The organism is Rhizobium sp. P1_E6, from assembly GCF_056405875.1.
The window spans coordinates 61,629-75,935 of sequence record NZ_JBFUBG010000013.1; the positions used below are offsets into that span (position 1 = coordinate 61,629).

General features: G+C 60.2%; 15 protein-coding genes. 9 read left to right on the forward strand and 6 right to left on the reverse strand.

The window, feature by feature from the left end; translation table 11 throughout:
* Positions 1 to 11 precede the first annotated feature (11 nt).
* The 7 genes from AC1D35_RS09825 (at position 12) to AC1D35_RS09855 (ending at position 6,228) form a co-directional block, all read left to right on the forward strand.
* Positions 12 to 1,910 carry a potassium transporter Kup gene (locus tag AC1D35_RS09825; protein WP_477938557.1) on the forward strand — a complete coding sequence of 633 codons (1,899 nt, stop codon included), beginning with the start codon at positions 12 to 14 and terminating at the stop codon, positions 1,908 to 1,910.
* Between the two features lie 217 nt (positions 1,911 to 2,127).
* The gene (locus tag AC1D35_RS09830; protein ID WP_477938558.1) at positions 2,128 to 3,306 is read left to right on the forward strand and encodes a cell wall hydrolase; all 1,179 of its coding nucleotides are present in this window, start codon (positions 2,128 to 2,130) and stop codon (positions 3,304 to 3,306) included.
* Between the two features lie 283 nt (positions 3,307 to 3,589).
* A complete protein-coding gene (locus AC1D35_RS09835; RefSeq protein ID WP_113295155.1) occupies positions 3,590 to 3,928 on the forward strand; it encodes an AtpZ/AtpI family protein in 339 nt (112 codons plus the stop codon).
* Positions 3,929 to 3,987: 59 nt separating this feature from the next.
* The gene (locus tag AC1D35_RS09840) at positions 3,988 to 4,740 is read left to right on the forward strand and encodes a F0F1 ATP synthase subunit A (protein WP_113295156.1); all 753 of its coding nucleotides are present in this window, start codon (positions 3,988 to 3,990) and stop codon (positions 4,738 to 4,740) included.
* 66 nt (positions 4,741 to 4,806) lie between these two features.
* Complete coding sequence (locus AC1D35_RS09845) at positions 4,807 to 5,034, forward strand: F0F1 ATP synthase subunit C (RefSeq protein WP_015338972.1); 228 nt, start codon at positions 4,807 to 4,809, stop codon at positions 5,032 to 5,034.
* Positions 5,035 to 5,112: 78 nt separating this feature from the next.
* Positions 5,113 to 5,733, forward strand: a complete 621-nt coding sequence (locus tag AC1D35_RS09850; RefSeq protein WP_113308191.1) for a F0F1 ATP synthase subunit B — start codon at positions 5,113 to 5,115, stop codon at positions 5,731 to 5,733.
* A gap of 3 nt (positions 5,734 to 5,736) precedes the next feature.
* Positions 5,737 to 6,228: a F0F1 ATP synthase subunit B gene (locus tag AC1D35_RS09855; RefSeq protein WP_113308192.1), complete on the forward strand. Its 492-nt coding sequence runs from the start codon at positions 5,737 to 5,739 to the stop codon at positions 6,226 to 6,228.
* A 217-nt stretch (positions 6,229 to 6,445) separates the two neighbouring features.
* Here the strand turns inward: AC1D35_RS09855 and AC1D35_RS09860 are convergent, their stop codons facing one another.
* Positions 6,446 to 7,138, reverse strand: coding sequence for a ribonuclease HII (locus AC1D35_RS09860; RefSeq protein ID WP_113308193.1), 693 nt, complete (start codon positions 7,136 to 7,138; stop codon positions 6,446 to 6,448).
* Positions 7,139 to 7,361: 223 nt separating this feature from the next.
* Positions 7,362 to 8,519 carry a PA0069 family radical SAM protein gene (locus AC1D35_RS09865; protein ID WP_113308194.1) on the reverse strand — a complete coding sequence of 386 codons (1,158 nt, stop codon included), beginning with the start codon at positions 8,517 to 8,519 and terminating at the stop codon, positions 7,362 to 7,364.
* Between the two features lie 139 nt (positions 8,520 to 8,658).
* Between AC1D35_RS09865 and AC1D35_RS09870 the strand changes: the two genes are divergently transcribed.
* Positions 8,659 to 9,177 carry a glycosyltransferase family protein gene (locus AC1D35_RS09870; protein ID WP_113308195.1) on the forward strand — a complete coding sequence of 173 codons (519 nt, stop codon included), beginning with the start codon at positions 8,659 to 8,661 and terminating at the stop codon, positions 9,175 to 9,177.
* Positions 9,178 to 9,357: 180 nt separating this feature from the next.
* Positions 9,358 to 9,672 (forward strand): hypothetical protein, encoded by a 315-nt coding sequence (locus AC1D35_RS09875; protein WP_113308196.1) that lies wholly within the window; start codon positions 9,358 to 9,360, stop codon positions 9,670 to 9,672.
* A gap of 23 nt (positions 9,673 to 9,695) precedes the next feature.
* Here the strand turns inward: AC1D35_RS09875 and moaB are convergent, their stop codons facing one another.
* From moaB to AC1D35_RS09895, 4 genes are all read right to left on the reverse strand, one after another.
* Entirely contained in the window at positions 9,696 to 10,247 is a 552-nt protein-coding gene (moaB, locus tag AC1D35_RS09880; protein ID WP_113308197.1) for a molybdenum cofactor biosynthesis protein B, read from the reverse strand.
* Positions 10,247 to 11,140 (reverse strand): 4-(cytidine 5'-diphospho)-2-C-methyl-D-erythritol kinase, encoded by an 894-nt coding sequence (locus AC1D35_RS09885; protein ID WP_113308198.1) that lies wholly within the window; start codon positions 11,138 to 11,140, stop codon positions 10,247 to 10,249. Before AC1D35_RS09885 ends, moaB begins: the two co-directional genes overlap by 1 nt.
* 6 nt (positions 11,141 to 11,146) lie before the next feature.
* Positions 11,147 to 12,979, reverse strand: a complete 1,833-nt coding sequence (locus tag AC1D35_RS09890) for a tetratricopeptide repeat protein (protein ID WP_113308199.1) — start codon at positions 12,977 to 12,979, stop codon at positions 11,147 to 11,149.
* A gap of 213 nt (positions 12,980 to 13,192) precedes the next feature.
* On the reverse strand, positions 13,193 to 14,209 hold the full coding sequence (locus AC1D35_RS09895) for a polyprenyl synthetase family protein (protein ID WP_113295165.1): 1,017 nt from the start codon (positions 14,207 to 14,209) through the stop codon (positions 13,193 to 13,195).
* Positions 14,210 to 14,307: the final 98 nt, after the last annotated feature.

The following is a 14,307-nucleotide window of genomic DNA, read 5'->3' on the forward strand; positions in this document are numbered from 1 at the left end:
GTAATTGCTTCATGTCTGAAGAAAGCCATTCTCAAGAACGCAACCTCACGCCGCGCAAGCTCTTTTATCTCGCGCTAGGCTCCGTAGGTGTCGTTTACGGGGATATCGGCACGAGCCCGCTTTACGCGTTCCGCGAAGCGCTGAAGCCGGTTGCTCATGATGGTCTTACCCGTTTCGAGGTGATCAGCCTCATTTCCCTGATGATCTGGGCGCTGACCATCATCGTCACCATCAAATACGTGCTCTTCCTGTTGCGCGCCGACAACGACGGCGAAGGCGGCACGCTGTCGCTGCTCGCCCTGCTGATGAAAACCGCCAATGGCCACACCGCGCTCTTGATGCTGCTCGGCCTCATGGGCGCGGCGMTCTTTCTTGGCGACGCCATGATCACCCCGGCGCTCTCGGTTCTGTCAGCGGTCGAAGGTATCAAGCTCGTCACGCCGCAGCTGTCGGAATATATCGTGCCCATATCGGTAGCAATTCTGGCACTGCTCTTCGTCGTGCAGTCGCATGGCACGGGGGCGGTCGCGCGATTCTTCGGCCCCATCACGGCGCTTTGGTTCCTCGTCATGGCCGCCGCCGGTATCGCTCATATCTCCGATGACTACGGCATCCTCGCCGCCTTCAACCCCTATTATGCAATCAGCTTCCTGCTACACGAGGGTTTCTATGGCGTCGTCGTTCTCGGTGCCGTCTTCCTGACCGTCACCGGCGCGGAAGCCCTCTATGCAGATCTCGGCCACTTCGGCCGCCGCCCGATCCAGTGGGCATGGTTCGCGCTGGTCTTCCCGTCGCTGACGCTGAACTATTTGGGGCAGGGCGCGCTTGTTCTGGGCAATCCGATGACGATGTCCGATCCCTTCTACCTCATGTATCCGAAGTGGGCGCTACTGCCGGTGGTCATCCTCGCGACCTGCGCGACGATCATCGCCAGCCAAGCCGTCATCACCGGCGCCTTCTCGCTCGTACGTCAGGGAATCAACCTCGGCTTCCTGCCGCGCATGGAAATTCTCTTCACGTCTGAGACCAATACCGGGCAGATCTTCGTGCCTTCGGTCAACGCGGTGCTGTTCTTCGGCGTCATCTTCCTCGTGCTCGGCTTCAAGACCTCGGATTCTCTGGCGACCGCCTACGGCATCTCGGTCACCGGCGCGATGGTCGTCACTTCAATCATGGCCTTCGAATTCGTCCGCGTCCGTTGGAACTGGTCGCTTCCGGTTGCCATCATCGCGCTGCTGCCGCTGGTCATTCTCGAGCTGATCTTCTTGGGCGCCAACCTCCTGAAGATCCATGATGGCGGCTACATCCCGATCATGATTGCGACCGCTTTCACCGTCATCATGTGGACCTGGCGTCGCGGCACGGCGATCCTGACGGAAAAGACCCGTCATACGGATATTCCGCTTGCCTCCTTCGTCAGCTCCATCGAGCGCAAGAGCGAGCATTCGCCGGCCCATGTTCCGGGCACCGCGATCTTCCTGACCAGCGATCCGGATTCCGCACCCGCCGCATTGCTGCACAATCTCAAGCACAATCACGTGCTCCATGACCGCAACGTCATCCTGACGATCCGCACGGTCAACAAACCGCGTGTCTCGCCGCAGGAGCGCTACAAGGTCGAGCAGATCTCCGAGCGTTTCTCGCGTGTAGAACTGCTCTTCGGCTTCATGGAATCGCAGAATGTCTCGCAGGCGCTGGCGGCATTGCGCAAGACGGGCCTGAAGTTCGACATTATGACGACGTCCTTCTATCTCGGCCGCCGCAAGCTGGTGCCCGATGCCAAGTCCGGCATGCCATACTGGCAGGACCGCCTTTACATCGCGCTCGCCAACGCTGCCGCCAACCCCTCCGACTACTTCCGCCTGCCGGCCAACCGCGTGGTGGAATTGGGTTCGCACGTCATTATTTGATGGGACGGAAGGAGAGGGCGCCATCTTGCCCTCTCCGATTTCTGTGACCGGCATGGGAAGCACCCGGGTGAGGTGGTCCATCTCACGAAAATATCAGCCGCATTAGAACATGCGAAAATCCTCATGGGCATATTCCGGCATGGCTCGTTAACCAGCTATCAAGGTTAATGCGAGATTTTCTTGGGACTGTTCCTGCGTCCCATGCCTGGAGTCCGCGTTGCGTCGAAATGGCCGCTCCCGCAGCAAGCTGCGTCTCTTGCCCCAGAACTGGGTCTCTCCAGCGATTTTCGGCATGGCCGGATGGCTGATCTTCCCGAGCGTTGCTTCTCACGCCGATCTTGCCACTATGCTCGCCGGTCTCGACAATGACGGCGAAAGCTGGCGCATGGTTCTGACCAATTCGCCGGCTGGCTCAATCCACCAGGCTGAACTTGCCTTTGCTGATCCCGCTGCTACCGGCTCGATCGCAGCCGGTGCCGGCATGGTGCTGCCCGACGGCCGCAAGGTTGCCTTCGTTGCTGGTGAGAAGGGCAATGAGGAGACCCCGGACGAGGATCGAGTCAATCGCAATGCCAAGAAGGGGCGTGTCGTCGCCGTGGAAAAGATGCAGCCGCCGAAGGATTTCTCGGCTGGCTCTATCCTTCAGCGCACCAAGCTTCTCTTCCGCCCGGACTTCGATCTCAAGGACAAATCCGCTTTCGTGAAGCCCAAGATCATGGGCAAGGAAATCGAAATCGCCACGGCCTTCTATAAGAAGGAGCCGGTTCCGCAGCAGGACAATGCCATGCCGGCCATGCTGGCAAGCCTCGTGACCAGCAACAAGGCGGATGTGCTGGCGACGGCCTATGCGCCTGCAGCGCCGGATTATTCCCGCCAGTCGCCCTTCGATTCGATCCTGACCGACACGGATGAAGGCCGTTTCGTGCCGCAGATCGGCCCGAAGGACCATGCCTGGGCCGCGAGCGTCCTGCCGCCCGGTGTCTTTTCTGCCGGCGAGCAGCAATGCCTGGCTTCAGGCATCTATTTCGAGGCGCGCGGTGAATCCGTGAAAGGGCAGGCGGCTGTCGCGCAGGTCATCCTCAACCGCGTCCGTAACCCGGCCTATCCCAAGACCATCTGCGGCGTCGTCTATCAGAACGAAGATTGGCGCAACCGCTGCCAGTTTTCCTTCGCCTGCGACAGCATCAAGGACCGTGTGAATTCGCAGTATCACTGGCGCGTCGCCCGCGATGTGGCGATGGCCGTAACCRCCGGCAGGATCTGGCTGCCGCAGGTCGGTTCGGCCACGCATTATCATGCTGTCTACGTCCGGCCGAATTGGGCCGGAAGCATGGAAAAAGTCGGCCGCATCGGCATGCATGTCTTCTATCGCACCTATGGCGGTGGCTGGAGTTGAGGCAAAACGGCCGCTGATTGCCGATTTTTTGCCGTCCGGCGCCGTTCGAAGACGGATTCTTTCGGTGAAATCGGCTCAGAGTGACAAAATTCCGTTTAAGGCTTTGATTTCTTTTGGTTATTTTATGGCTGGACACAAGCTCTCTACGCCTTGACTATGCTAATCCCTAAAACTATGTTGCGCGCGACTTCAGAACGGGCCGGAAGGTTCTTTAACCTTTGCGTCCGTGGTCCGGAAAACCGGGGTAGCGGGATTGCGGGCGACGGGAGCGGAGGAGAGCACGATGGCGGATGACCGCGAAGAAAGTCTTGAGCAGCGCCGTCGGCAGCTGGGAGCGGAACTCGCCTCCAAGCGTGTCGATGACAGGAAAGAAGAGGCAAGAGAGGCGAGCGCCGAGCAGAGCCGTAAAGGTTATGCCCAGGCGATGAAACTCTCCAGCGAATTCATTTCCGCCATCGTTGTCGGTGCTGTGCTCGGCTATCTCTTCGACCATTTTGTTGGCACGACGCCTTGGGGGTTGATTGTTCTTCTGCTTCTTGGATTCTGTGCCGGCGTTTTGAATGTTTTGCGCGCTGCGGGGAAGGTTGCCCAACCCCTTGATCGCCAAAACGCTGATAAATAGGGCCGTCTGGCCCAGTGCAATTTCCGCCTCTCGGGCGGGCCAAAGAGAGAGAGCAACCGGTGTCAAACGATCCGACTCATCAGTTCCAGATCTTCAAGATTGTGCCGATCGAGATCGGCGGGATTGATTTCTCGTTCACCAACGCATCTCTCTTCATGGTGGCTTCGGCTGCCGTCGCTGCTGGCTTCCTTTATTTCTCGACCACGAATCGCGCCATTGTTCCGGGCCGTTCGCAGTCGCTCGCCGAAATGTCCTATGAGTTCATCGCCGGCATGCTGAAGGAAGGCGCAGGCACCAAGGGAATGAAGTTCTTCCCGCTGGTCTTCTCGCTCTTCATGTTCGTGTTGACGGCAAACCTGCTCGGCATGTTCCCGTATTTCTTCACGATTACCAGCCAGATCATCGTCACCTTTGCGCTGGCGATCCTCGTCATCGGCACGGTTCTCGTCTACGGCTTCTATAAGCACGGCTTCCACTTCTTCAATGTTTTCGTGCCCTCGGGCGTGCCGGGCATTTTGTTGCCGCTGGTCGTCTCGATCGAAATCATTTCCTTCCTGTCCCGCCCGATTTCGCTCTCTGTTCGTCTTTTCGCAAACATGCTCGCTGGTCACATCACATTGAAGGTGTTCGCAGGCTTTGTCGCCTCGCTTGGAGCCCTCGGTGCAGTCGGTGTCGGTGGAGCCGTACTTCCTCTCATCATGACCGTCGCCCTGACCGGTCTCGAGTTCCTCGTCGCCTTCCTTCAGGCTTACGTCTTTGCGGTGCTGACTTGCATGTACCTCAATGACGCGATCCATCCGGGCGGGCACTAAGGATAACGACATCGACGTCAAAGGGCGTCAGTCATTCGCCGCAACAACCATTTAAAGGAGTTCAACATGGACGCGGAAGCAGCAAAGTTCATCGGTGCAGGTCTGGCTTGCTTTGGTATGGCCGGTACGGCTCTTGGCCTCGGCAACATCTTCGGCAGCTACCTCTCCGGCGCTCTGCGCAATCCGTCTGCCGCTGACAGCCAGTTCGGCCGTCTGGTATTCGGCTTCGCCGTTACGGAAGCTCTGGGCATCTTCTCGCTGCTCGTCGCTCTTCTCCTCCTCTTCGCCGTTTAATATCGGTGGATTGATGGATCACGGCCTGCGAACAGCGAGCCGTGATCCTTTGCATTTGCAGTACACCTGGAGGTGAGCATGTACTTTGTGACCCCGGCCTACGCTGAAGAGGCACCGGCGGGAACCGCGACGGATGCGCATGCCGCTCCGGCTGCCGGCGAGGTCCATACCGAGACTGGCGTCGCCGAAGGCGGCCACGCACGCGGACCTTTCCCGCCTTTCGATACGTCGACCTATGCATCACAGCTTCTCTGGCTGGTGATCACGTTCGTCATTTTCTACCTGCTCATGCAAAAGGTCATCGCACCGCGCATCGGTGCCATCCTCGAGCAGCGTCACAACCGCATCTCGCAGGATGTCGAAGAAGCCGGCCGCCTGAAGGCGGAAGCTGATGCCGCAGTCGCAACCTATGAAGGCGAACTCGCCGCTGCCCGTTCCAAGGCAAACTCGATCGGCACTGCCGCTCGCGATGCTGCCAAGGTAAAGGCTGAGGGCGATCGTCGCGCGGTCGAAGCAAGCCTGACCGAAAAGCTGAAGGCCGCCGAAGCCCGTATCGCCGACGTGAAGACAAAGGCCTTTGCCGATGTCGGTGCCATCGCCGAAGAAACCGCAGCAGCTGTTGTCGAGCAGCTCATCGGCGGCTCGGTTGCCCAGTCTGATGTCACTGCTGCCGTTGCAGCAGTCAAGAAGGAGGCTTGATCGATGGAATTTGCTTTTGATGCAACTTTCTTCGCCTTCGTTGGCCTCGTTCTCTTCCTGGCGCTGATTGTTTACCTGAAGGTTCCGGGCTTGATGGCGAAGTCGCTTGACGATCGCGCCGACCAGATCCGCAACGAGCTGGCTGAAGCCAAGCGTCTGCGCGAGGAAGCCCAGCACCTGCTCGCCGAATACCAGCGCAAGCGCAAGGAAGCCGAAGCTGAAGCCGCGCACATCGTGGCAGCTGCCGAGCGCGAAGCCGAAATGCTGACCGCTGAAGCGAAGAAGAAAACGGAAGAATTCGTCGCCAATCGCACGGCTCTTTCCGAGCAGAAGATCAAGCAGGCCGAAGCCGACGCAATGAAGGCTGTTCGCTCTGCTGCAGTCGATCTCGCCATCGCAGCCGCTGAATCCGTTATCGGCAAACAGGCTGATGGCAAGGTTCAGTCCGAGCTTTTCGGTCAGGCCGTCGGCGAAGTGAAAACTCGTCTGAACTGAGCTACAGCTCTGATAGGATTGGAAAGCCCCGCTTCGGTGGGGCTTTTTGTTTTTGGCAGATGCTGCGTGATTGGCGTGATGTGTGAGCTTATAATGGCTGCGCCGCGCCGCAAAGAGAGCCGCTCCGTAGGAACCTACCTCAGAAACGCTCTATATGATGCAAATGGTGTCCCGCCCCCTGTGGTTCGCAAAGACGAGGCGGATATCGCACTGGAGTTTACTCCTCCAGCATTCCCCCATTCACGTCTCCCACGACGCCGTCCTTGCGGAGTGGCCGGAAGCTCAGTCGGTGTAGGGTGCACGGCCCGTGCTTCTCGATGCCGGAACGATGCTGCGCCGTGCCATATCCGACATGAGCGGCAAAACCATATTCGGGAAACACCAGATGCGCCCGCGCCATCATTCGGTCGCGCGTAACCTTTGCCACGATGGAGGCGGCCGCGATCGAAACGGATCGCGCGTCACCCTTCACCACGGCCTGCCCAGGGCAGTCGAGCCCTGTCGGCACATCCAGCCCATCCGTCAGCACATAACCTGCCTGTATGGCAAGGCCGCAGATCGCGCGGCGCATGGCGTCAAGGCTTGCCTTGCGGATATCGGTTTCGTCGATGCGTGTGGAGCTGGAGGAGGCGATGGAGACTGTTGCGGTCGCAAGAATTTGGACGAACAACTCCTCGCGCCGCTGCGCCGAAAGCTGCTTGGAATCGTTAAGCCCCTCGGGGATACGCTTGGGATCGAGGATCACGGCTGCAGCAACGACAGGTCCGGCAAGCGGTCCGCGTCCGGCCTCATCTGCGCCCGCGACAGGCCAGTGGCCAGCCTTGCGGGCTTTCAACTCAAGCCGGAAATCCGGCACGAGGGGGACCTCTTCAAAGAGCAGAGGAGAATCGGGTGACGTGCGACGTTTCATGCGGTTGAACCTCGCACGCCAACCCGATTTCCTGCAAGCCCCCGGATCAGGGCGGCGACGGCCGGGGGCGGTCCGGCGGATGGTGCGGTCAGGGCCATCCGCGGGAATTGCGCAAGGCAGAAGACGCAGGGCAGGTCTTCCTTCACGCCTTACGCAAGCTCATAAGCAATTCCAGCAAAAGTGCGCAGCGGTTTCGCGTCCGGAATTGCGTGAAAACAATCAGTCAGAGCAGCGAAAGCTGCACGCCGCTGCCATTGGGCGGCACAAACAAGTCGTCGCGCAGAGCAAGGCTTCGACGGGTCAGCCCAAGCCGCTTTGCCGCCATCTCGAAACGGCGGGCGATCTGCCAGGCATAGGGTCCCGCACCCTTCATGCGCTTGCCGAACTCTGCGTCATAATCCTTGCCGCCGCGCATCGAGCGCACCAGTGACATGACATGGCGATAACGATCAGGGTAATTCTGCAGCAGCCAGTCACGGAACAGCGGGCTCACCTCGAGCGGCAGCCGCAGCAGCACATAGCTCGCTTCTTCAGCACCCGCCGCCTTGGCGGCATCGAGGATGCGTTCCAGCTCGTGGTCGTTGAGCGCGGGGATGACCGGCGCGGCCATCACTGACGTGCGCACGCCAGCTTCGGAAAGCATACGGATCGCCTCCAGCCTGCGCGTCGGTGTCGATGCCCGCGGCTCCATAAGGCGCGCAAGCTTGCGGTCGAGCGTCGTCACCGAAATGCCGACACGAACGAGGTTCTTTGCCGCCATCTCCGTGAGGATATCGAGGTCGCGCAGGATCATCGCCGACTTGGTGACGATCGCCACGGGATGATTGGCCTTGTTCAGCACTTCGAGGAGCTGCCGCATGACGCGCCATTCCTTCTCTATCGGCTGATACGGGTCGGTATTGGTGCCGATCGCGATGACGCGGACCTTATAGCCCGGCTTGGCGAGTTCGCGCTCCAGAAGCTTCGGCGCATCCGGCTTGGCGAAGAGCTTGCTTTCGAAATCCAGCCCTGCCGAAAGACCCATATAAGCATGCGTCGGTCGGGCAAAGCAGTAGATACAGCCATGCTCGCAGCCCCGGTAGGGGTTGATCGATCGGTCAAAGGAAAGATCGGGAGACTCATTGCGGGTGATAGCGGTGCGTGGCTTTTCGATCTGCACTTCGGTCCTGAAGGGCGGCAGTTCTTCCAGGCTCTGCCAGCCGTCGTCGAAGGTCTCGCGCTGCATGGGCTCGAAGCGGCCGCTGGGGTTCAATCCCGCGCCACGACCGCGCCGTCGGTCAACCTCGATGCGCAGCCCGGAGGTCGCGATCATCGCGTCGGCAATATCTGCCGTATTGGCAGGCGCAAATGCGTCCTGCCCTGCAAGGGACTCTGGTCTCATCGGATTCTCCAGCGGCGGAAAACGCTCGATCCCGCTCGTTTTGATGATTAAATTCCTATCCGCAAAACGTGAACAATACAAGAACAAAATGGGGAAAGTCGCGCTGGCAAAATTTTGTGCGGCGCTCTATAAACAGGCAATGTTGACCGTCGTTCTTGAATGCCAGGATCAGGAACCTGAGCTGGCCCAGACTCTATCGGCATTGGTGGCAGGCGCCGTGGAAGGCCTCGTCAGCGATGTGGTCGTGCTCGATCACGGCTCGCGCGACGGCACCTCGCGGGTGGCGGATGCAGCCGGCTGCCGTTTCCATTCGCAGTGGGATATCAAGGATATCATCCGTTCAGCCCGCGGCGAATGGCTGCTCTTCGTCGAGCCGGGTGCGAGGCCGCAAGCGGGGTGGATCGATGAGGTCTCGGAATATGTGGCGTTGAACAAGGTCCCCGCACGCTTTACCGCCTCGCGCGGCTATCGCCGCCCCTTCTTCCAGCGAGTCGGTCGTGTTAGGCCGCCACTGGAACTCGGCCTGCTCATTCCGAAGAAACTTGCCATTTCAGCCGCAACGAGCGGCATGCGCCTTACCGAATTCGTCAAGGCACAGAAGCCGCACCGGCTCTCCAGCGAATTGATTCCCTCGTGGGTCGCCCGCGCTGCGCGGTAGCTGCTGTATTCCTCGACATTGCGAAAAGATGGCGCCCAATAGGGTTTCGCGCTATAATTTGGCTATGGCGCCGCCGAAGCGCCTCGCTTCGTAACGGATGGCCATGGATGCCGGTGAACGGCGGAACAGGTCAGCGAAAATCTCCTCTTCTGCCGGGTTCCCGGCGAAAGGAGGTGCGTCATGCTACGCGATATGGTCCACGGCCTGCTGGCGGTCATGTTGACGATGTTGGTGATCGCGCACCCGCATCCGGCAGCATCGCAGATGATGCGCAGTTGCGCAGGCCGATCCGAGATCGTCAATTTCCTGAACAGCAATTTTGCTGAAAAGCTCACGGCCGTCGGATTGATCGACCAGAACGCCGTTCTTGAGGTATATGCCGCCGAAAGCGGCACCTGGACGCTCGTCGTCACGGATGTTCACGGCATAAGCTGCGTGYTGCTGTCTGGTGACAGCTGGGAAACGATGCCCACCCTGCCGGGCCTTGCGACATAGGGAATGCCGCACTTGTAGCCGGTCTATTTCGTCGCGCCGCGCTTCAGGTGCTCGCCCAGACGCGGCATGATCTCCACGAAATTGCAGGGCATCTGCCGGTAGTCGAGCTGCGCCTTCAAGATGCCGTCCCACGCGTCCTTGCAGGCACCCGGCGAGCCCGGCAGCACGAAGATGAAGGTGGCATTGGCGACACCTGCCGTGGCGCGCGACTGGATCGTCGAAGTGCCGATCTTGTCGTAGGAAATACGATGGAACACGGCCGAAAACCCGTCCATCCGCTTTTCGAAGAGCGGTTCCAGCGCGTCGGGCGTCACGTCGCGACCGGTGAAGCCGGTCCCGCCCGTGGTGATGACGACGTCGATCTCCTTGGCTTCAGTCCAGGCGCGTACGCGTGCGGTGATCCTCTCGCGGTCGTCAGGCACGATATCGCGGTCGACCAATTGATGCCCGGCTTCCGCAATCCGTGCCACCAGCGTATCGCCGGATTTGTCGTCAGCCAGCGTGCGCGTATCCGAAACGGTCAGAACCGCAATGCCGAGGGGTACAAAAGCTCGTTTTTCGTCCAGGCCTGCCATCATGCACCTCCTGCGAAAGTCTCCGTCGACTGGAAATACCAGTCCGGGCGGGCCGCGTGAAGATGCTCAGCGGCGCGCAGCGCAGCAACGGGTGTCTCGAAGATGCCGAAGCAGGTCGCGCCAGAGCCGGACATGCGGGTGAAAAGCGCGCCTTCTGCCGCGAGCATGTCTGAAATCTCCGCGATTTCGGGAACCATTTCCCGTGCTGGCAGCTCAAGATCATTGCGTGTCGCCCGTATGGCTTCCATCCAGTGCGGCGTCTTCATCAGGACCAGCGGAGGATTATTCTTGCTGACAAGCCGCCGGAAGATCTCGGGTGTGGAAACGCCTTTCAGCGGATTGGCGAGCACCATGGCGAAGGAGGGCAGGGCATCGGCCGTCTCTATCTTTTCGCCGATACCGCGTGCGATCAGCGGCGTGCTTTTCAGGCACATCGGCACGTCGGCCCCAAGTTTCAGCGCCAGGGTGGCGATGATTTCGGCCGGTAGCGCCACATCCCACAAGCGCATCAGCCCGCGCAGCGTCGCTGCCGCATCGGCTGAACCGCCACCGATGCCGGAGGCGACTGGCAGGTTCTTCTCCAGATGGATGCGCACGGGCGGAGCACCGCCTGCCGCCTCCCGCAGCAGGTCGCGCGCCTTCAGCACGAGATTGGTGCCGGGATCATCGGCCAGCGCATCGGCGAACTGGCCGGAAAGCGTAAAATCGTCGGCGTCTGCGAGCGCAAAGTTCAGCCGGTCGCCATACCGCGCAAATGTCACCAGCATTTCGAGAAGATGATAGCCATCAGGCCTCTGGCCCGTCACATGCAGGGCCAGATTGATTTTTGCGCAGGCATCTTCGGTAACGGCGAAATCGCCTGTTACGGAAAGCAGTATGCCCGTTTCAGGCATGCGGCCTCAGGATTTCTTGTCGACCGGCGGCGGCGGCACCGGCTGAGGGTCCGGCTGCTTCTTGTCAGCAGCCTTGGAGTCGTCATCCTGGGCCGGCAGGCCGTTGGCGATCTTTTCCTTGATCTTCGGGATCTCGGCCTCCTCGGGTTCGGAGGCGAGAGCGCGGTTCCACTGGTAGACGGCTTCGAGCTTGCGGCCGACACGCCAGTAGGCGTCGCCGAGATGGTTGTTGATCGTCGCGTCGCCTGCCTTGATCTGGGCGGCACGCTCCAGCTCATCGACAGCATCGTCGAAGCGGTTGAGGCGGAAATAGGCCCAGCCGAGCGAGTCGATGATGTAACCGTCGTCAGGGCGCAGCTCGACGGCCTTCTTGATCATCTCAAGACCTTCGTCGAGGTTGCGGTTCATGTCGATCCAGGAATAGCCGAGATAGTTCAGAACCTGCGGCTGGTTGGGATTAAGGTCCAGCGCCTTGCGGAAGCTCGGCTCCGCCTGATCCCACTTCTTCAGCCGCTCATAGGCGATGCCGCGCTGGAAGAAGACGCTCCAGTCGGCGCGGCCCGGCAGCGGTCCAATCACCTCGACGGCCTTGTCATAATTGTCGGCCATCGCCTGATAGTCCTTGGCGTCGGACAGTACGCTGCCATAGGCAAGATAGCTTCTGATATCCTTCGGGTCGGAGACGATCAGCGCTTGCAGATGCTTGCGGGCGTCATCCACCTTGCCGCCCTGGGCCAGCGCCAGGCCGAGCTGCAGTTCGGAGATGCGGCGCATCGGAGAATTCGCCGGCACTTTCTGATAAAGCGCGATGGCGCGGTCCATCTGGCTCTGCTTTTCGGCAATGCCGCCGAGCAATACCAGCGTGTCGGCGCTGTTGGGATCAAGCGCGTTGGCGGTCTGCAGGTAGAGCGAGACGATGTCTTCGGCGCCGTCACGGTTCAGCGCACCGCCGACCGAGAAGAGCACGCCGGCAGCACCTTCTTCGGCGCTCTTGACCTGCTGTTCCTGCTTTTCGCCCTTCTCGATGCTGTCGCGCAAGGCATTCAACGGTGCGTAGTTTGGCAGCAGGTTATCGCCGACCGAGACGGCGTCGAGCGCCTTCTGCTTGTTGCCCTGCGAGGCTTCGAGGCGGGCGAGCGCCATGATGGCGCGCATGAAGGTATCAGGCGCAGTGGCGCCGCCTTCCTTGTCAAGCACGGCATCGTTCAGGTGCTGGCGGGCGGATTTGACGTCGCCATTGACGACTGCGATCGCGCCGGCATTGTAATTCTGGAAGATGCGGACCCAATCCGGCCCCTTCATCTTCTCGACCATGGCGAGCCCTTCCTTGCCGCGGCCTGCGCCGACGCGTGCCCAGGCCAGCAAAAGGTCGTTCATCATGCGGTCGAGATCGTTCGGCCCGTCATATTTCAGGATTGATTCCGCGGTCTTGAATTCGCCGCGGCGCATCGCATCCATGCCGCGCACGATCGTGGTGATGCGCTCGACGGTCGGGTCACCCTTCAGGTCGTTGGCATATTTCACGCCATCCTTGATGTCGCCGTTGAGCAGCAGCGAGATCATCAGGCGCTGACGGATTTCCGGATTGCCCGGCTCGATCTGCAAGGCTTTCTTGTAGAGCTCGATCGCGGTCGGATAGTCGTGATCCACATCGGCCGTGCGGGCAGCGAGGAACGCACCCGAGAAGGTGGAAACGCTGTCCGGATCGAAGGTCACGGTCTTGCCGGCATCATCCGCCTTGGCCGCGTCTTCGGCGTTCACGCCGCCGATTCCGCCGAGCGAAAGGACCGCCGCCAGGGCTGCGCTCGAAAGGAGACGGGTGACAAATCTCTGCCGCATTAGAAAACCTTTCTTCAGGGACGGCCAGCTGAACACGTCGACCGCAAAATCAGTTGCAAACACTGATTCATAACAGGATGGCTTTTTTGAAGCGGCCCTGCAAGAAATTCAGCCCTCGTTCAAGGACGTTTGATTAAAGCGCGCGCGCAAGAGGGCGCGGCGGTTTTGCGATAACGACATACGTCAAGCAAATCCCGGATATCGTGACACGCTTTAGTTCACGCGCTCGATGCAGAAGTCGATGACTTCCATCAGCGCCGATTTCCAGGCACTGTCCGGCAGCGGTGCGAGCGCATCCCGGGCGATCGTGCCGTAATGGACGGCACGCTGGATCGTGTCGTTGAGCGTACCGTATTTGGTGATCAGGCCGAGAGCCTTTTCCAGATTGGCATCGCTGCTGTTGCCGCCTTCGATCGCATCGCGCCAGAAAGCGCGCTCTTCCTGCGTGCCGCGGCGATAGGCGAGGATGACGGGCAGGGTGATCTTGCCCTCGCGGAAGTCGTCGCCGACATTCTTGCCGAGATCGGCCGCCTTGCCGCCGTAGTCCAGCGCATCGTCGACGAGCTGGAAGGCGAGGCCGAGGTTCATGCCGTAGGATTTCAGCGCATTGCGGCCGGACTTGTTGGTCTCGGCAACGATCGGTCCGACTTCGGCAGCGGCCGCAAAGAGGGCTGCCGTCTTGGCGCGGATGACGGAGAGGTAGTCGTCTTCAGTCGTTTCCATGTTCTTGGCAACGGACAGCTGCAGCACCTCGCCCTCGGCGATGACGCAGGCCGCGGAAGAAAGCACGTCGAGCGCTTCCAGCGAGCCGACTTCCACCATCATGCGGAAGGCCTGGCCGAGCAGGAAGTCGCCGACGAGAACGCTTGCCTGGTTGCCCCAGATCGTGCGGGCGGTCGATTTTCCGCGGCGCAGGTCGCTTTCGTCCACGACATCGTCGTGCAGCAGCGTTGCCGTGTGCATGAACTCGACTGATGTGGCGAGCTTGATGTGGTTCTCGCCCTTGTAGCCGAAGAGCGAGGCCGTAGCGAGCGTCAGCATTGGCCGAAGGCGCTTGCCGCCGGAGGAGATAAGATGGTTTGCCACCTCCGGGATCATCTGGACATCGGAGCCGGCCTTAGAAAGGATAAGCTGGTTCACCCGCTCCATATCCGTCTTGGTGAGGTCCACCAGCGGCTTTATGGAAGCCAGTTTGTTTTTGTTTTCTTCAAGCGGTATGACCACGCCCAACGACCCGGACTCCTGTTCATTCGTTGCCTTTGACAATAGAAAGGGGCGATGGAGGCGGCAAGGGGTGAATTGTCGCTGCAAGCAAATTCGGAAGGGAA